An 18068-nucleotide genomic window follows, 5' to 3' on the forward strand; every position below is an offset into this window, starting at 1 on the left:
AGATATCGGGGATATCGGGCCAAAACGCTCGCGGGGACGGGTGGGAGCACCAAAGGCAGTTCTGCCAGGGATCGACGACACTCTGACATCACGGCGGGATTGGATCCGTGCTTCACACCGCGCTTATCGGGGCGGATAGATCCCATCCTCCCTGGGGCTCGCCTCATACCCCGGCAAACTTCGCTGTATCCAAAATCGCGCCGACGAAGCCTTCGGGATCATCTTCCTGAATAAAGTGTCCGCCGCTTAGCGTGCGGTGCAATTCATGTTTGGCTCCGGGCACGCGGTCTCGAAATGGTGCATCACCGCCTTTGGTAATCGGGTCACGGTCGCTGAAGCAGCAGGTGAATGGTTTTTCGAATGTCTCTAGCACCTTCCAAGCTGCCAATTGCGCAGGCACTTCAACATTATCCCCAAGCGGAACCAGCGCGGGGAATATCCGCGACCCGGCCTTGCTGGCGCGGGTATCATAAGGGGCATTATAGGCGGCCACTACGCTATCATCCAAGGCCGTTCTGGTCGCTTTCTGGATGATGCCGCCGATCGGGAAAACAGGGCTGAGCCTGGCAAATGTGCGCCATTTGGCAAAAGCGGGTGGCGGGTCCTGACCAGCGGGAAGGCCCCCGTTGGACAGAATGACGGCGGCGAATTTGTCAGGCATTGCGGTGACTAGCCGCAAGCCGATCAACGATCCCCAATCCTGGCAGGCCAGCACCACCTGATGAAGTCCCATTGCCTCAAACCATTCACGCATCCACGCAATATGCTGTGCATAGCTGAAATCGCCTTTTGACGTTGGTTTGTCCGATTTGCCAAAACCGATCAAATCGGGGGCGAGCACGCGGTACCCCGCATTGACCACCGGCCCGATCATTTTGCGGTAGAGGAAGCTCCAGCTCGGCTCGCCATGCATCATCAGCACCGGAATACCGCCCGGCGGCCCTTCGTCAATATAGTGAAGCCGCAAACCATCTTGCAAAATATGATATCGCGGATCGAACGGATATTCTGGTATATTGGCAAAACACGCATCGGGTGTGCGGTGAAACTTGATCATAGAATTCTTCTCTCCGGCGCGTATCATGCCGCCGGATAGGGTGAATGGGAAGGGCAAATTGTGGCACTGCAAAACTGGTGGAATACCCACGGTGTCCCGCGCTTGATAAAGCTGGCATGCGGAGCGCCGCCAATCATGGAGTTACGGGCGAAGATCGTTCCGCTCGCGCGCGGAGATGTGTTTGAGATTGGCTGCGGCGGCGGCATCAATCAGCGGTTTTACAGCCCTGCCGCGATCACTCGCTATGCAGGAATCGACCCCGGCGGCAAGCTGCTCGACTATGCGCGCGCCGCAGCCCGGCAACATGGCTGGGATGCGGATATAAAAGACGGTATCGGGGAGGATATACCCTTCGAGGATAGCAGTTTTGACACGGTCGTCTGTACATACACCATGTGTTCGGTCCACGATCAGGCGAGAGTCGTGCGCGAGATGCGGCGTATTCTGAGGCCGGGCGGCAAGCTGTTATTCCTGGAGCATGGCCGTGCGCCCGATGCCAATGTCGCCAAGTGGCAAGACCGGATCGAACCGGTCTGGAAGCCCTTGGCGGGCGGATGCCATTTGACCCGCCCGATTACTTCGGCGGTGCGCGACGGTGGCTTCGTGGTGGAGCCTATGGGTGAGCGTTATGCGCCCGGCACACCAAAGCCCGTTGGCTGGATGGAATGGGGTGTGGGCATCAAAGCAGAGTAGGCCTGCCCCGCGCACCCGCGCGCCGCTCCGCAAACTGGCTTGCGGGCGCGCAGGCGCGCGGATGAGGGAACGGGCAGGATAGCGCGGCATGCCTGCGGCGGTTAATCGCCAAAAGTGCGCTGCCACCAACCGCCGCGTTTCTTCGCAGGCTTTTTATCACCAGCGGCTTTGCCATCGCTCGCGCTGGGATCGTCGCTTACCGCCTGTTTGTCAGCTGTGGCTGTTTTTGCCTTTGGCGCGGCTCGAGCGGGTTTAGCCTCAGTCTCAGTCTCAGCCTTAGTCTCAGGCGCAGCTTTGGTTTCTGGCTTGCTTGCTGACTCTGCCGGTGCTTCATCCCCCTTTTTGCGCCGGGTACGCCGCGGCTTGGGCTTTTGCTCTGTATTATCAGTCTTCGCCGCATCTGCATCTGCACGTGCAGCTTCCATCTCCGCTTTGGTACGGCGTTTCCGCTTGGGTTTTGCCGGGGTTTCCTGATCCGACGTGCCGGCCGGTTCCTCTTTCGCCTTTGGCGGTGCTTTCTTGCGCGGTTTACGCTTCGGTTTTTGCTGTGCAGCAACCGCTTCGGCAGTTTCGGGGGAATTATCCGGCCCTGCCACAACGCTCATGTCTTCTTTGACCTGTTCGGATACATCCGACAAATTGCGGGCATCTTCGGCGGAAACGGTATCGCCGTTGCGCCCTTTGCCGCCTCTGCGCCCGCGCCCGCCGCGGCGGCGGCGTTTACGTTTCGGATTGCCGTCTTCGTCGCGTTCCGGCTCAGCGTGGTCGCTGCCTGATGGCTTCGCGTCAGAACTGTCTGTATCATCATCGTCGCCATGACCGCCATTGCCGTCACCATCGGAATTGCGATTGCGACCACGGCCGCCGCGGCGGCGGCGTTTCTTGCGCGGGTGATCCTCATCTTCGGAGGATTCGTCGTTCTCCGGCAGATCATCATCATCATCATCTTCATCATCGACAATCGGATCAAATTTGGGTGGTTCCGAAGGACGCGGACCGGAACTCGTCACGGTCATCTTCGCACCTTCATCCTCGCCTTCCGGCAGCACCTCGACCGAAACGCTGTAACGGCTTTCGATTTCGGTCAGATCCGCCCGTTTGGAATTGAGCAGATACACCGCAGCTTCGGTACTGGCGGAGAGAGAAATTACCGAACCTTTGCCCTTGGCCGCTTCGTCTTCAATCAGACGCAGAGCTGACAAGCCTGCGCTGGATGCGGTTCTGACCAGGCCGGTACCATCGCAATGCGGACATTCGCGGGTGGAAGCTTCCAGAACCCCGGTCCGCAAGCGTTGGCGGCTCATTTCCATCAGGCCAAAGCCGGATATCCGCCCGACTTGAATGCGGGCACGGTCGTTTTTGAGCGAATCCTTCATCGCCCGCTCAACTTTGCGGATGTTGGAATTATACTCCATATCGATAAAGTCGATCACGACCAGACCGGCCATATCGCGCAGACGCAATTGACGGGCAATCTCGCGCGCCGCCTCGATATTCGTCGCAGTCGCGGTTTGCTCGATGCCGTGCTCTTTTGTCGAGCGGCCAGAGTTGATGTCGATTGAAACCAGGGCTTCGGTCGGGTTGATCACCAGATAGCCGCCCGATTTCAGCTGCACGACAGGGTCATACATTGCGCGCAACTGGTCTTCTGCACCGTAACGCTGGAACAGCGGCACCGGATCGGAATAGGCTTTCACCCGCCGTGCGTGGCTGGGCATCAGCATTTTCATGAAGCCTTTTGCGAGTTTGTATCCCGCTTCACCTTCAACGATGACCTCTTCGATCTCGCGGTTGTAAATATCGCGGATCGCACGTTTGATCAGATCGCTGTCGGAATGGATCAGTGCAGGCGCGCTTGAACCGAGCGTCTTTCCGCGAATATCATCCCATAGCCGGGCGAGATAATCGAAGTCGCGTTTGATCTCGGTCTTGGTCCGGCTGATGCCAGCGGTGCGGACGATGAGGCCCATACTTTTGGGCAAATTGAGATCGCCGACAATCTGTTTCAGTCGTTTACGGTCCTGGCCGCTTGAAATTTTACGGCTGATGCCGCCACCGTGGCTGCTATTGGGCATCAATACGGTATAGCGGCCAGCCAGGCTGAGATAGGTGGTCAGAGCCGCGCCCTTATTGCCGCGTTCTTCTTTGACGACCTGGACAAGCAACACTTGTCGGCGCTGAATGACGTCCTGAATTTTGTAGCGACGGCGCAAAGCCATCCGCTTGGCACGGACCTCATCCACTTCCTTTGCGCGGCTGCGGCCTTTGCCGCCGCTCTGGCGGCGCCCGCCCTTGCCGGTGCGCCCGTTACGGCCCCGGCGTCCGCGCGCGCGTTTACCTTTGGACGTGTCATCGCCATCATCGTCGCTGTCGTCATCATCATCATCGTCGTCATCATCGTCGCCATCGACATGGCCCTCTTCGATGGTCGCGACTTTGTCCTTTTCTGACGTGTCGATTTCTTCCATGCCATCTTCGGCAAGGTCTTCGGCTAACCCTTCGGAGGATTCCTCATCGGCGTCATATTCATTGCCGGGAACATTGCCGTCTTCCTCTTCCTCGGCCCGCAAACGAGCCTCTTCCGCGGCGGCTTCGGCTTCTTCAGCCAGCAGCGCCTCGCGATCCTCTTTCGGGATCTGATAATAATCGGGGTGAATTTCGTTGAACGCGAGAAAGCCGTGACGATTGCCGCCGAAATCCACAAATGCCGCCTGCAGGGACGGTTCGACTCTGGTTACTTTGGCCAGATAAATATTGCCTTTGATCTGTTTGTGTTCTTCAGATTCAAAGTCGAATTCCTCAATCCGGTTTCCTTTGAGTACCGCCACTCGGGTTTCTTCCGAGTGACGCGCATCGATAAGCATGCGCGTTGCCATTGAATTTTCTCCAAACGTAACCGGGCGGGGGATGACCGCAGCCAGAGCCGGGGCTTTCGCTCGCTGATGGGTTACGCATTTTTGTGTGATAGCCGCCTGCCATATGGGCAATCCCGGCAATGTCGGACCGGCAGCGGCGCAAACTTAAACATTGCGCGCCGTGCCGGGGTGATGTGTATGCCGTAACGAAACTGCGCGCTATGTGCGCTGCCCGGTCCGCCCACGTTACGACCTGGCCTGGCGGCCATGTCGTCGGGGTCGGGGAGAGGCTTCTCATTACTGCATCAACCTGTCGAATACCTGCATAGAATATGCCGGTGCTGGCGAAATGGCTTGGCAATGATGAGGAGTGATTATGCAATCGCTCCATCCATCTAACAAGCCTCATTTCGATGAAAAGTAATTAGCACTGTACGTTTCTTTCCGCAACCATATTGCGCAAGTCGTGCAGAACACCCTAACACAGCCGCGCAATGTCGTTACGCATCCAACTCTGGTTGATATTTCTTGCCCCGATCCTGCTGATCGCGGGGCTGTTTGCGTTTGGTCTGACTATTCCGGTCCCGCATCTGGGCCGTGATTATGTGATCCGGCTGATCCTGCCCGATGCCGGCCAGCCGGTTGATTTGCCCGAGGTACTCGGCCCGCAAGACAAGACGCGCCCTCTTGTCGTGATCGACGCCGGGCATGGCGGCAAGGATCCTGGTGCAAGCGGCGGGGGACGGCGCGAGAAAGACATTGTCCTTGGACTGGCCATCGCGCTGCGCGATGAATTGCTGGAGCAAGGCGGTGTCCGCGTGGCGCTGACCCGCGATGACGATAGATTTCTCATATTGGAGGAACGCCCCGCCATCGCCCGCCGTCTGGATGCAGATCTGTTTATTTCGATTCACGCAGATTCCGCTGGCGAAATAAGCGGGGTGAGAGGCGCGAGTATATACACTCTGTCTGACGAAGCATCGAGCGAGGCGGCGGCGCGTTTTGCGGCGCGTGAAAATGCGGCAGACGGGGTGAACGGCGCAGTCCTTTCGGGCAAGAGCGAGGACGTCAGCACTATCCTCGTTGAGCTGTCCCAGCGCAAAGTTCAGGAAAACTCGGCTGAATTCGCGCGTTTGATCACACGCGAAGGGCGCGGCGTATTGCGGTTTCATCCGCAACAGCGCCGCGCGGCTGAATTGGCAGTATTGCGGGCACCTGATGTTCCTGCGGTATTGTATGAATCGGGTTATATCACCAATCCGCAGGACGCCGCCCGGCTGGCGTCGGAAGAAGGGCAGGCTGAATTTGCCGATGTTATCGCGCGGGCTATCCGGATTTATTTCGCGCGGCAGACACGCGGTTGAAGCCGCCATTATTGTCAAGATTGGAAAAGCGCGGTTAAACGCTCTGGCAACACAGTGATTGCCCGTGCTAAGGCGGCGAGTAATTATGGCTGAGACATCGAAATTTGAATCGCTGAGTTACCGGATCCGCCGCGATGCAACCGGCATTGCCGCTTGGTTTGGCAGTCATTGGCGCGACCGGCGCTGGTTTCGCTGGGGCGCTATCGGGCTCTGCGTTCTGGTCGCACTCTGGCTGATTTCCTGGGCGGCATTGGCCCGCTCACTGCCCGATGCCGAGACGTTGCTCGAATATGAGCCGCCGCTGCCCACTGTGGTACGCGGAATAGAGGGCGAGATCGTCCACTCCTACGCACGCGACCGCAGGGTTCAGTTGCAATATAGCGATTTTCCCGAGCAATTGATCGACGCCTATCTGGCGGCAGAGGACAAAACCTTCTTCACGCATGGCGGCATTGATGCAGGCGGTTTGGCTGGGGCTGTCATTGATTATGCCAGCAAAATCGGATCGGATGAGCGCGCCGTCGGTGGGTCCACCATCACCCAGCAGGTCGCCAAGAATATTCTGCTTACGAATGAATATTCGATCACCCGTAAGGTGAAGGAAATGATGCTCGCTCGCCGGATAGAGGGGGTTTTGACCAAACAGGAAATTCTTGAGCTGTATCTGAATGAGATTCCGCTGGGGCGGCGCAGTTTCGGAGTGCAAGCAGCCGCGCGCGCCTATTTCGACAAGGATGTCGCTGATCTGGAATTGCAGGAAATGGCGTTCCTCGCGATCCTGCCCAAGGCACCGGAAGTGTATGGCCGATCGCAAAATGCCCAACGTGCGATTGAGCGCCGGAATTTCGTGCTCGATAAAATGGTCGAGAATGAATTTATCGGCGTGTCTGAAGCGGCTGTGGCAAAATCCCTGCCTCTGGGGCTGTCAACGCAGAGTATGTTATCCCGCCGCGTCGATGCAGGCTATTTTCTGGAAGAGGTGCGCCGCGAGTTGCTCGACAAATTTGGCGAGACTGCCGATGACAGCAAGAACAGCGTCTATGCTGGCGGCCTATGGGTGCGCACTTCGCTCGATCCAGAAATGCAGGATGCGGCCCGCAATGCGCTACGCCGCGGCATGATGCGTTATCACGGCAGCAACGGATGGCGCGGTCCGATTGCAACAATTGATTTTGATGACGGAGCCTGGGACCTGCAACTGGCCAGTTCCAATCTGGGCATCAATTACGAAGGCTGGCGGGTCGGTGTGGTGACCCGGCGCGAAGGAGGTTCTGCAACGATCGGATTTTCTGATGGCGAAGAATTCCCACTAACCAATCTGCCCAATGCACTCAAGGCCGGTGATGTGATCGCCTCTGTTAAAACTGGCAACCGGTATAGCGTGCGGACTTTGCCGGAAGCATCCGGCGGCTTCGTCGCGCAAGATCCGCAAACCGGCCGCGTGCTGGCAATGCAAGGCGGCTTTGACGCGCGCCTGGGGTCATTCAACCGCGCTACGCAGGCCAATCGCCAGCCAGGATCAACCATCAAGCCGTTCGTATATGCCACCGGGCTGGATAACGGCATGACTCCAGCAACCGAAATCGAAAATGGCACTTACTGTTACTATCAGGGCTCGCGTTACGGCGAGAAATGCTTTCGCGGGGGCCGCGGCGGAAGCTATCCGATGCGGTACGGCCTGGAGCAATCACAGAACATTATGACTGTCCAGATTGCGATGGAGTCGGGCATGCCCAACGTTATCAAGACAATCGAACAAATGGGCATCGGCAGTTACGATCCATTCCCTGCCTTTGCGCTGGGGGCGGGGGAGACCACGGTTATGAAAATGGTCAATGCCTATTCGGCACTGGCCAATCATGGGCGATTAAACGCTGCGACATTAATAGATTATGTTCAGGATCGCCGGGGTAAAGTAATTTACCGCGCGGACAAGCGCGCGTGTGAAGGGTGCAATATGGCCAAATGGGATGGGCAGCCCATGCCGCGTATTGCGCCCGGCGGAGAGCAAGCAATGGATGCGCGGACAGCCTTCCAGACTGTCCACATGTTGGAAGGGGTCATCCAGCGCGGCACCGGCACGGTTCTGCGCAGTCTGGATTTGCCCATGTTCGGCAAAACCGGCACCACGACCGGGCCCAAAGATGTATGGTTTGTTGGCGGAACGCCCGATGTGATTGCAGGGGCGTATATCGGTTTCGACACGCCGCGAAACATGGGCGGGTACGCCCAGGGCGGCACGATTGCCGCCCCGATCATCAAGCAATTTTTTCAGGAGACCAAAGCCAAGCAAAGCGGCGATCCGTTTGTTGCACCAAAAGGCGTGCGAATGGTGCGGGTTGACCGAGCATCGGGCAAGCGCGTATTTGATGCCTGGCCTGGCAAAGACCCCAAAGCATCGGTTATATGGGAAGCCTTCAAGCCGGATACAGAGCCGCCCCGCAAAACTGCGCGTGATGAAATCGAGGCGAAGCGTAAGGAAATACTGGCGCTGATCCGGCGGGGATCATCGGCCCGTGCGCAAACATCTACGGTTGTTGAAACCGAACAACCGCCTGATGACTTTGTTGAGGAGCAGGGCGGTCTGTATTAGCCTGCCGGTATCGCGCCCGCGCGGATTTGAGAACTTACACTGTCATGTTCAGCTTCGCTGAAATGGCAGCCAGCATTCGGAGAATAGCCTATGCGTGCCGAGGGGCAGGCCAATATCGAACGGATCGAGGCGGCACTGCAACTGGTGCGTCAATCCTTGGACTGGGACCGCGCCTTGCGCCGCCTGGATGAGCTGAACGCACGTGTTGAGGATCCGACTTTGTGGGATGATCCCAAAGACGCGGAAAAAATCATGCGCGAGCGGCGCATGCTGGAAAGCTCGGTTGGTACGGTTAATGAGATATCGGCCGAAATGGCCGATGCGGTTGAATTTATCGAAATGGGCGAAGCAGAGGGCGATACCGATATCGTCGATGATGGTCACGCCAGTCTGGCCAAGCTGGCCGATCGCGCGGATGCCGACAAGGTTCAGGCGCTGCTGGCAGGGGAGGCCGATGGTTTCGACACCTATATCGAGATTCATGCAGGCGCGGGCGGCACGGAAAGTCAGGACTGGGCCGAAATGCTCCAGCGCATGTATTCACGCTGGGCCGAGCAGCGCGGCTACAAGGTGGAAATGGTGGATTACCATGCCGGCGATCAGGCGGGCATCAAATCGGCAACGCTGATGGTAAAAGGCGAGAACGCCTATGGCTACGCAAAAACGGAGAGCGGTGTTCACCGGCTGGTGCGAATCAGCCCGTATGACAGCGCGGCGAAACGTCACACCAGCTTCAGCTCGGTATGGGTATACCCCGTCATTGATGATGATTTCGAAGTGGATATTAACGAAAATGATCTGAAGATCGATACCTACCGCGCATCAGGTGCAGGCGGCCAGCACGTCAACACGACAGATTCGGCCGTCCGGATCACCCACCAGCCTACCGGGATTGTGGTCGCCAGCCAGAATGACCGCAGCCAGCACAAAAACCGTGCAACCGCCATGAATATGCTCAAGGCGCGGCTGTATGAGAAAGAAATGGCAGAACGCGAAGCGGCGGCAGGTTCGGAATATGATTCCAAAACTGACATCGGCTGGGGCCATCAGATCCGGTCCTATGTGCTGCAACCCTATCAGATGGTCAAAGATCTGCGCACCGGTGTCACCTCGACAGCGCCGGATGCCGTCCTTGATGGCGCATTGGATGTGTTTATTTCAGCGGCTCTTGCCCAGCGGGTTACGGGCGAAGCGGTGGATGTTGAGGATGTCGAGTAAAGCCAGCATGGCTATACAGAAGTGTGTCAGCGATCCTGTCTGCATCTTTTATCTGACGGCAAGCTGTGCTTAAGCGCATCATGCTCGCTGCTCAAAAACCCGTATTCTGCGTGATGATGGCATGTGCGATGCTTGCGGTTAGCGGCTGCAAACCTGCGGATTCCAGCAGGCCGGACACGGCGCTGGAGTTTCCGCTGCCCGACCGGCCGGTTTCTGACCTGGGCAGCAACGAATTTTCCACAGAAACCGCCCGCGACCAGCGCGGCGAAGCTGAAAAAGTGATGGATCTGGCGCAAATAGCCCCGGGGATGACAGTCGCTGACATTGGCGCTGGCGAAGGGTACTATACCGTCCGCCTGGCCGAGCGGGTCGGCGATACCGGGCGCGTATTGGCGCAGGATATTGATCAGGACGCACTGGAACGGCTGGGCAACCGGGTCGAGAAAGAGCGTTTCGATAATGTCTCGATAAAGCTTGGCGCAAGCGACGATCCGCGTTTGCCGCAAAACAGTTTTGACCGTGTTTTTCTTGTGCATATGTATCATGAAGTGCGCGAACCCTATGCGTTTCTCTGGCGCTTATGGCCTGCCTTGCGCGATGGCGGTGAAGTGATCGTGGTGGATGTAGACCGCCCGACAGATCAGCACGGGATTGATCCGTTGCTGCTGAGCTGCGAATTTCGTCAAGTGGGGTTCGAATTGGTCACGTTCAAAGATTCCCCTGAATTGGCAGGGTATTATGCGCAGTTCAAAGCGGCTGCCACCCGACCGGAGCCCGCGCAGATACGGCCGTGTCGCGGCAATGCGGGCAAGACATCATCAAGCGCGGCCGTGAGCCGGACCCGCAACGCGGCTGGCTGAGGTCTGCATCGCGATCTGTGAAATACGCAATCGAAATTGGACCCAGCCGTCCTATCAATTCTGCCGACTGCTATGTATGGCACGACACGAGAGACAAAATTTAGGGGTACGCTAAGGCATGACAGAGTTTCCAACCAGCTTTGACCGCGACGATTTGCTGAAATGCGCGCGCGGCGAATTATTTGGCCCCGGCAACGCCCAATTGCCGGAACCACCCATGCTGATGATGGACCGAATTACTGATATTTCTGCCGATGGCGGCTCAGATGGGAAGGGGCATGTGGTTGCAGAATTTGATATCAGACCTGACCTGTGGTTTTTTAATTGTCATTTTCCAGGCAATCCGATCATGCCCGGCTGTCTGGGGCTTGACGGTTTGTGGCAGCTCACCGGCTTCAATCTGGGCTGGCGCGGATGGCAGGGGCGCGGCTATGCGTTGGGCGCGGGCGAAGTCAAATTGACCGGGATGGTGCGGCCAGACCGCAAGATGCTAACCTATTATGTAGATTTTACAAAATCGGTGCAATCACGGCGTCTGACGATGGGCGTCGCCAATGGCCGGGTTGAGGCGGATGGCGAAGTTATTTATCAGGTAAAAGATATGAAAGTCGCATTGTCTGAGGCGTAAGCCTGGCAGAAGCGATAGGGGGAAAATATGCGCCGTGTAGTCATTACTGGATTGGGGATTGTCTCCTCGATTGGCAATAACAGCACTGAAGTGCTGGCGTCTTTGAAAGCGGGCAAGTCTGGTATCTCATTTAACCAGGATATGGCCGAGCACGGTTTCCGTTCGCAGGTTGCCGGCGCGGTAGATCTAGACTTGTCCGAGCATGTCGATAAGCGCACGCTACGCTTCATGGGGCCCGGGGCGGCGTATGCGCATATCGCGATGGGGCAAGCGATTGCCGACGCCGGACTGGAGGAAACAGATGTCATCAACCCGATGACCGGCATTATCGCTGGTTCTGGCGGCCCCTCCACCTCGGCAATGCTGACAGCGCACCAGAGCGTGCTTAGCACCGGGGCGACCAAGCGTGTGGGTCCGTTTGCCGTGCCTAAGACAATGTCCTCCACGGTCAGCGCCAATCTCGCAACTGCGTATCAGATCAAGGGCATGAATTTCTCGATCACCTCGGCCTGTTCCACTTCGCTGCACTGTATCGGTATGGCTGCGCAGCAGATCGCGCTGGGACTGCAGGACGTTATGTTCGGCGGTGGCGGTGAGGAGCTGGACTGGACTTTGTCCTGTCTGTTTGATGCGATGGGGGCGATGTCGAGCAAATATAATGATACGCCCGAACGTGCCTCGCGCGCGTTTGATGCGGATCGCGACGGCTTCGTGATTGGCGGCGGCGGCGGCATGGTTGTGCTGGAAAGCCTTGAGCATGCACAAGCGCGCGGCGCAAAAATCTACGCCGAAGTCACCGGCTTTGCCGCAACGTCTGACGGTGCCGATATGGTTGCGCCATCGGGCGAGGGAGGAGAGCGCGCAATGCGCGGGGCCCTGCGAACATTGAATGATGACCGGAAAGTCAGCTACATCAATGCGCATGGCACATCGACACCGGTGGGCGATGTGGGCGAAATAGAGGCGGTGCGCCGCGTATTTGGCGGCGGCAAGACTCCGCCGGTCAGCTCGACCAAATCGATGACTGGCCACAGCCAGGGGGCCACCGGCGCGCAAGAGGCGATTTATTGCCTTCTCGCGCTTGAACATGACTTCATCATCCCGTCGATTAATGTGGAAACGCTCGATCCGGCGCTCAAGCCGAACGAAATCGCCACACAGTTGGTTGAAAATGCGGGATTGGATACGGTGATGACCAACTCTTTCGGATTTGGCGGGACCAATGGATCAATGCTGCTTTCGAAATTTCACCGATAGGCGGCGGCGCAATTGGCGACAGGCGGAGTGATATAGCGATGGGCGCACTTACAGGGCAACGCGGGCTGGTCATGGGCGTCGCCAATGATCGCTCGATTGCCTGGGGTATTGCTAAAGCCTGCGCCGAGGCCGGTGCCGAGCTTGCTTTTACCTATCAGGGAGAGGGTTTCAGGACGCGCCTGGAACCATTGGCGCATAGTGTCGGCTCTGACTTCATGCTGAATGTCGATGTCGCTGACGATGCTTCGCTCGATGCCGCTTTTGCCACGCTTCAGGAACGGTGGGACCGATTGGATTTCGTGATCCACGCGATAGCCTTTGCCGATAAATCAGAACTATCGGGACGTATCCTTGACACATCGCGCGAGAATTTCAAAAACTGTATGGATATATCGGCATACAGCCTGATAGACGTCGCGCGCCGCGCCCATCCGATGATGGTTGAACATGGCGGCACGGTCCTGACCCTGAGCTATTTGGGTGCAGAGCGGGTGACCCCGAATTACAACGTGATGGGCGTGGCCAAAGCCGGACTTGAGGCGGCAGTGCGCTATCTCGCCAATGACCTTGGACCTGAGGGAATTCGCGTGAATGCCATCAGCCCCGGCCCGATGAAAACGCTGGCCATGTCTGCCATCGGCGGCGCGCGCAGCACTTACCGGCATACGCAAGCCAACGCGCCGCTGCGCAGCAATGCGACATTGGCAGCGGTAGGCGGTACGGCGGTGTATCTATGCAGCGATGCCGGAGCCTGCACGACCGGAGAAGTCGTGCATGTGGATGGCGGTTTCCACATTCTGGGCATGCCGCAATTTGAAAATCTCTGATCAGATGATCAATGCATCGAGCACCTGATCCGGCGGTCTGTGTCCGTCCGCCCAGAAGCGGATATTAGCAATGACCTTAGCGCCTGATGCCTCTCGCCCTTCCACAGTGGCGCTGCCAATGTGAGGCAGTGTCATTACGTTGGGGTGGTCCAGCAGACGTTGATCCACAGCGGGTTCATCAGGATAGACATCCAGGCCGGCGCCAATCAGCTTTCCGTCATTGAGCGCCGCAATCAGCGCCTCCTGATCGACTAGATCACCGCGCGCAGTATTGATCAGGCAAGCGCCGTCTTTCATCAGCGCGAAGCGGCGCTCGTCATAGAATCCGATCGTTTTCTCCGTCGCAGGGCAGTGTAAAGTGACGATATCGGATGCAGCGATCAAATCATCCTCATGGCCGTAAAATTCAGCACCCAACATCGTCTCGACCGCAAGCGGAAGCCGGTGGCGGTTGTGATACACGATCTTCAGTCCGAATGCGCGGGCCCGGTGAGCAACGGCCTGCCCAATGCGGCCCATGCCGATGATCCCCAGCGTTTTGCCGCCCAATTGGCGGCCAAGCAGCCCGGAAGGTGCCCAGCCGGTCCATTTGTGTTTGCGTACCAGGCTGATCCCCTCGCGCACCCGACGCGGCACCCCTATAATCATCTGCATAGCCAGATCAGCCGTATCGTCTGTGAATACTCCCGGCGTATTGGTGACCATGATCTTGCGGTCACGCGCGGCGGCCAGATCAATATGATCTGTGCCCGCACCAAAGCTTGCAATCAGTTTCAGCCGGCTGCCTGCACTCTCTATCAGTGCCCGGTCGATCCGGTCAGTGACAGTCGGTACCAGCACATCAATATCCTGCATCGCCGCAGAGAGCTGTTCGCGTGAGAGAGGCGCATCGCTGCTGTTGAACTGGGCATCGAACAATTCGCCCATACGCACCTCGATGTCCGGCATCAGCGCCCGCGTGACAGCGATTTTTGGCGTTCCGGAAACGCGGCGGGTGGCGGTGTCATCATATTCGGGCATCGCCAATCGCTAGGACCGACAGGGCCGGTGCGTCAAGGATCATGCTATCGCTGAAGCGAAACATTCTCTTGATAGGCGGGCGGGCATGGCTGTATGTCATGCATATGACGCCACGTATGCTTTTTGTCGCCGCCATTCTGTCGATGCTGATGCTCGGTGTGTCCGCCCCTGCCGATGCGCAGCGTCGCGAAGTGCCTTATTGGGCCACGATCAAGCCGGATGAGTTGAATATGCGCGTCGGTCCGAGCACGGAATATAAAATTGACTGGGTATATCGCCGTGCCGGTTTGCCGATCAAAGTTATCAGAGTGGCAGAGGGCTGGCGGCTGATACAGGATGTGGATGGTGCGCAGGGCTGGGTCTTATCCGGCTTTCTCAGCGCACGCCGCAGCGCGCTGATCGTGGGCGACGGATTGGCGGCAATTCGCGCGAAACCGGATGCGTCATCAAGGCTTCGATGGAATGCCGAAGCCGGGGTGGTGGGTAATCTGGGTGATTGCACCGGGGGGTGGTGCGAGTTTGATGCGCAGGGCCGCGCCGGTTGGGTGAAGCAGAACCGCCTATGGGGTGCGGGCGAACCCTAATATCGCGTTGCCAATGGCAAGACAGCCAGCGGGCGGCTTAGGACATTCGGGCCTCCCTTGTTTAATGCCCGCCAGCAGTAGTTTTTTCCAGCGGCCGCCCCGGCCATTATAGAGCGCGGCAACAGTGCCGCGATCAGATAACAAGGCCAGGGCGCCGCACAGTTTACCGGATGTCAGGCCAGTTCGACGGCAATGGCCGTCGCTTCACCGCCGCCAATACACAAGCTAGCAACGCCGCGCTTTTTGCCCTGCTGCTTCATGGCGTTCAGCAACGTCACGATAATCCGCGTGCCGCTCGCGCCAATCGGGTGGCCCAGGGCCGTTCCGCCGCCATTGATGTTGATCTTCTCGTGCGGGATGCCGATATCGCGCATCGCGAACATGGCCACACAGGCAAACGCTTCGTTGACTTCCCACAGATCGACATCGTCAGTGGTCCAGCCTGCATTCTCCAAAACTTTGGAAATGGCGCCGACCGGTGCAACCGTGAAATCCTTGGGTTCCTGCGCATGGGCCGCGACGGCGATGATGGTTGCGACAGGATCATGGCCGCTGGCTTCTGCCGTACTTGCGCGGCTCAGGACGATTGCCGCTGCACCGTCCGAAATGGAGCTAGATGTTGCCGCGGTGATCGTGCCGTCTTTGGCAAAGGCAGGGCGTAAGGCCGGAATTTTGTCCGGCATCCCGCGTCCGGGGGCTTCGTCTGTATCAATGGTCACTTCGCCCTTGCGGGTCGCGAACGTCACCGGCACCACTTCGTCCGCAAACGCTCCGCTCGCAATGGCGGCATTGGCCCGGCTAAGGGATTCAATGGAATACGCGTCCATTTCCTCACGCGTCAATTGATAGGCATCTGCAGTGTCCTGCGCAAATGTGCCCATTGCCCGGCCCGCTTCATAGGCGTCTTCCAACCCGTCCAGAAACATGTGGTCATAGGCTGTGTCGTGGCCAATCCGCGCGCCAGAGCGGTGCTTCTTAAGCAGATATGGCGCGTTGGTCATGCTCTCCATGCCCCCGGCAACCACTGTATCGACGCTGCCCGCTGCGAGAGCTTCGGCGCCCATGATAACCGTCTGCATGCCCGATCCGCAGACTTTGTTGACGGTCGTTGCCTCGACCGATTTCGGCAATCCTGCCTTGATCGCGGCCTGACGGGCGGGGGCCTGGCCCAGGCCGGCGGGCAAGACGCAGCCCATATACACGCGGTCTATGCGGTCGCCGGTCACACCGGCGCGCTCGACAGCCGCTTTCACGGCTGCGGCACCCAGATCGGTTGCAGATATGTCTGACAATGCGCCTTGCATACTGCCCATCGGGGTGCGGGCGTAGGACAGGATTACAATCGGATCGGCGGCGGAAAACTGGGCCATTAATGGTGCCTTTCATGACAGGATTTACGGGCATCCATCTAGTGGTATTCGCGGTCAATGGCAACGCTGCGCCGCGTTGGCTGCGCTAATACTCTTGTCTTTCTGGCGGTTCTGGTGAAGGAAAGGTGGCAAACAGATACCTATGGGAGAAAACAGCATGGCCGCCGATCGCAAGGACGAGATGGAAGCAATCCTCACAACACAGCGTACTGCGTTCAATGCCGCGCGGCCCGAAGCGATTTCTGTCCGCAAGGACCGCATCCATCGCGCGATTGCCCTGCTGGTGGATCACGGTGAGGCCCTGTGCAAAGCGATGAATCAGGATTTTGGCAATCGCAGTGTGGACCAGAGCATGATGACCGATATTGTCGGCTCGGTAACTTTCGGCAAATATTGTCTGAAACATATGGATAAATGGTCCAGATCGGAAAAGCGTAAAGTGCAATTTCCCCTGGGTCTGCTCGGTGCGAAAGCGGAATTGCGTTATGAGCCCAAGGGCGTTGTGGGGGTGCTCAGCCCGTGGAATTTTCCGGTCCAGCTGACATTCAATCCGCTCATGCAGATTCTGGCAGCGGGTAACCGTTCAATGATTAAGCCTTCCGAGTTTACCGAAGCGACTTCGGCGCTGATGGCAGAGCTGGTTGATACATATTTCGCGCAGGACGAGGTGGCTGTTGTTACGGGCAGCCCCGAAGTGGCGCAGGCGTTTTCTTCGCTTCAATTTGACCATTTGCTGTTCACCGGATCAACTGCAACCGGCCGCCGGGTGATGGAGGCCGCAGGGCGCAATCTGGTACCGGTGACGCTTGAGCTTGGCGGTAAATCACCGGTTATTCTGGGCCGCAGTGCCGATTTTGACAAGGCGGGTGAGCGGATCGCGATGGGCAAAATGCTCAATGCAGGGCAAATCTGCCTTGCACCGGATTACATGGTTGTACCCGAAGAAAGCGAGGATGCGGCCATTGCCGGTGTCGCGAAAGGTGCGACCGCGATGTATCCGACGCTGCTCGACAATGATGATTATGCGTCGGTTGTGACTGACCGCCATTTTGACCGGCTGAAAGGCATGGTTGCCGATGCCAAGGAAAAGGGCGCGGACGTCATCGAAGTGAACCCCGCTAATGAAGACTTCGCCAATTCGAATGGCCGCAAAATGCCGCTGACAATCCTGCGCAATATCACTGATGACATGACCGCGATGCAGGAGGAGATATTCGGCCCGGTGCTGCCGGTTAAGACCTATTCCTCCATAGATGAAGCCATTGATTATATTAATGACAATGACAGTCCGCTGGGGCTGTATTATTTTGGTGAAGACACGTCTGAACGGGAGCGCGTGCTCAAGAAAACGACATCCGGCGGCGTTACCGTGAATGATGTGATTTTCCACGTATCAATGGATGACCTGCCGTTTGGCGGAGTGGGACCATCGGGCATTGGGTCATATCACGGGCCGGAAGGGTTCAAGGAATTCAGCCACGCACGGTCGGTCTATTCGCAGCCAAAAATCGACATCGCCAAGCTCGCCGGTTTCAAGCCGCCATATGGCAAGGCGACCAGGAAGGCGATAGCGACGCAGCTGAAGAAATAGACCTGCTATAGGCCGCAAGGTCTTTGGCTTGCGATAAATGCAAGGGAGGGCGTGGGGATTTCAACCACGCCCCCCTTGCGAAGCATGGTGTAGGGGCCTAGTGCGCGGCTATCCATAATAGCCATTCGAGTCAGTCCTTTGGTCGATGCCA

Annotated in this window: 14 protein-coding genes; 10 read left to right on the forward strand and 4 right to left on the reverse strand. The window is 57.7% G+C overall.

The window, feature by feature from the left end:
* Positions 1-163 precede the first annotated feature (163 nt).
* A complete protein-coding gene (locus WA922_RS10205; protein WP_424771595.1) occupies positions 164-1057 on the reverse strand; it encodes a haloalkane dehalogenase in 894 nt (297 codons plus the stop codon).
* Positions 1058-1117: 60 nt separating this feature from the next.
* Here WA922_RS10205 and WA922_RS10210 point away from each other — a divergent pair, with 60 nt between their 5' ends.
* Positions 1118-1750 (forward strand): class I SAM-dependent methyltransferase, encoded by a 633-nt coding sequence (locus WA922_RS10210; RefSeq protein ID WP_424771596.1) that lies wholly within the window; start codon positions 1118-1120, stop codon positions 1748-1750.
* A 101-nt stretch (positions 1751-1851) separates the two neighbouring features.
* Here the strand turns inward: WA922_RS10210 and WA922_RS10215 are convergent, their stop codons facing one another.
* A complete protein-coding gene (locus tag WA922_RS10215; RefSeq protein ID WP_424771597.1) occupies positions 1852-4626 on the reverse strand; it encodes an Rne/Rng family ribonuclease in 2775 nt (924 codons plus the stop codon).
* 473 nt (positions 4627-5099) lie between these two features.
* Between WA922_RS10215 and WA922_RS10220 the strand changes: the two genes are divergently transcribed.
* From WA922_RS10220 to WA922_RS10250, 7 genes are all read left to right on the forward strand, one after another.
* The gene (locus tag WA922_RS10220) at positions 5100-5969 is read left to right on the forward strand and encodes an N-acetylmuramoyl-L-alanine amidase family protein (protein ID WP_424771598.1); all 870 of its coding nucleotides are present in this window, start codon (positions 5100-5102) and stop codon (positions 5967-5969) included.
* Between the two features lie 85 nt (positions 5970-6054).
* On the forward strand, positions 6055-8562 hold the full coding sequence (locus WA922_RS10225; RefSeq protein ID WP_424771599.1) for a penicillin-binding protein 1A: 2508 nt from the start codon (positions 6055-6057) through the stop codon (positions 8560-8562).
* Positions 8563-8652: 90 nt separating this feature from the next.
* Positions 8653-9780, forward strand: coding sequence for a peptide chain release factor 2 (gene prfB, locus WA922_RS10230; protein WP_424771600.1), 1128 nt, complete (start codon positions 8653-8655; stop codon positions 9778-9780).
* 128 nt (positions 9781-9908) lie between these two features.
* The gene (locus tag WA922_RS10235) at positions 9909-10640 is read left to right on the forward strand and encodes a class I SAM-dependent methyltransferase (RefSeq protein WP_424771783.1); all 732 of its coding nucleotides are present in this window, start codon (positions 9909-9911) and stop codon (positions 10638-10640) included.
* 118 nt (positions 10641-10758) lie between these two features.
* Positions 10759-11268: a bifunctional 3-hydroxydecanoyl-ACP dehydratase/trans-2-decenoyl-ACP isomerase gene (gene fabA, locus WA922_RS10240; RefSeq protein ID WP_424771601.1), complete on the forward strand. Its 510-nt coding sequence runs from the start codon at positions 10759-10761 to the stop codon at positions 11266-11268.
* Between the two features lie 27 nt (positions 11269-11295).
* Positions 11296-12525 (forward strand): beta-ketoacyl-ACP synthase I, encoded by a 1230-nt coding sequence (gene fabB / locus WA922_RS10245; protein WP_424771602.1) that lies wholly within the window; start codon positions 11296-11298, stop codon positions 12523-12525.
* Positions 12526-12563: 38 nt separating this feature from the next.
* Complete coding sequence (locus WA922_RS10250) at positions 12564-13352, forward strand: enoyl-ACP reductase FabI (RefSeq protein WP_424771603.1); 789 nt, start codon at positions 12564-12566, stop codon at positions 13350-13352.
* Here WA922_RS10250 and WA922_RS10255 read toward each other — a convergent pair whose 3' ends face one another.
* The gene (locus WA922_RS10255; RefSeq protein WP_424771604.1) at positions 13353-14372 is read right to left on the reverse strand and encodes a 2-hydroxyacid dehydrogenase; all 1020 of its coding nucleotides are present in this window, start codon (positions 14370-14372) and stop codon (positions 13353-13355) included.
* Between the two features lie 104 nt (positions 14373-14476).
* On the opposite strand from WA922_RS10255, the gene WA922_RS10260 reads away from it, so the two are divergent.
* On the forward strand, positions 14477-14956 hold the full coding sequence (locus WA922_RS10260) for an SH3 domain-containing protein (RefSeq protein WP_424771605.1): 480 nt from the start codon (positions 14477-14479) through the stop codon (positions 14954-14956).
* Positions 14957-15129: 173 nt separating this feature from the next.
* Here the strand turns inward: WA922_RS10260 and WA922_RS10265 are convergent, their stop codons facing one another.
* Complete coding sequence (locus WA922_RS10265) at positions 15130-16326, reverse strand: thiolase family protein (protein ID WP_424771606.1); 1197 nt, start codon at positions 16324-16326, stop codon at positions 15130-15132.
* Between the two features lie 157 nt (positions 16327-16483).
* On the opposite strand from WA922_RS10265, the gene WA922_RS10270 reads away from it, so the two are divergent.
* Entirely contained in the window at positions 16484-17917 is a 1434-nt protein-coding gene (locus WA922_RS10270; RefSeq protein WP_424771607.1) for a coniferyl aldehyde dehydrogenase, read from the forward strand.
* The last annotated feature ends 151 nt before the right edge of the window (positions 17918-18068 follow it).

The sequence above is a fragment of the Pontixanthobacter sp. genome, assembly GCF_049682855.1.
Classification (GTDB): Bacteria; Pseudomonadota; Alphaproteobacteria; order Sphingomonadales; family Sphingomonadaceae; genus Pontixanthobacter.

What these genes read in the sequence shown, in the direction of transcription:
- fabA (WP_424771601.1), top strand. Translation starts at nt 10,759, where the DNA reads ATGACAGAGTTTCCAACCAGCTTTGACCGCGACGATTTGCTGAAATGC.
- WA922_RS10235 (WP_424771783.1), top strand. Translation starts at nt 9,909, where the DNA reads ATGCTTGCGGTTAGCGGCTGCAAACCTGCGGATTCCAGCAGGCCGGAC.
- WA922_RS10270 (WP_424771607.1), top strand. Translation starts at nt 16,484, where the DNA reads ATGGCCGCCGATCGCAAGGACGAGATGGAAGCAATCCTCACAACACAG.
- fabB (WP_424771602.1), top strand. Translation starts at nt 11,296, where the DNA reads ATGCGCCGTGTAGTCATTACTGGATTGGGGATTGTCTCCTCGATTGGC.
- WA922_RS10215 (WP_424771597.1), bottom strand. Translation starts at nt 4,626, where the DNA reads ATGGCAACGCGCATGCTTATCGATGCGCGTCACTCGGAAGAAACCCGA.
- WA922_RS10260 (WP_424771605.1), top strand. Translation starts at nt 14,477, where the DNA reads ATGACGCCACGTATGCTTTTTGTCGCCGCCATTCTGTCGATGCTGATG.
- WA922_RS10255 (WP_424771604.1), bottom strand. Translation starts at nt 14,372, where the DNA reads ATGCCCGAATATGATGACACCGCCACCCGCCGCGTTTCCGGAACGCCA.
- WA922_RS10205 (WP_424771595.1), bottom strand. Translation starts at nt 1,057, where the DNA reads ATGATCAAGTTTCACCGCACACCCGATGCGTGTTTTGCCAATATACCA.
- WA922_RS10250 (WP_424771603.1), top strand. Translation starts at nt 12,564, where the DNA reads ATGGGCGCACTTACAGGGCAACGCGGGCTGGTCATGGGCGTCGCCAAT.
- WA922_RS10265 (WP_424771606.1), bottom strand. Translation starts at nt 16,326, where the DNA reads ATGGCCCAGTTTTCCGCCGCCGATCCGATTGTAATCCTGTCCTACGCC.
- WA922_RS10220 (WP_424771598.1), top strand. Translation starts at nt 5,100, where the DNA reads ATGTCGTTACGCATCCAACTCTGGTTGATATTTCTTGCCCCGATCCTG.
- prfB (WP_424771600.1), top strand. Translation starts at nt 8,653, where the DNA reads ATGCGTGCCGAGGGGCAGGCCAATATCGAACGGATCGAGGCGGCACTG.
- WA922_RS10225 (WP_424771599.1), top strand. Translation starts at nt 6,055, where the DNA reads ATGGCTGAGACATCGAAATTTGAATCGCTGAGTTACCGGATCCGCCGC.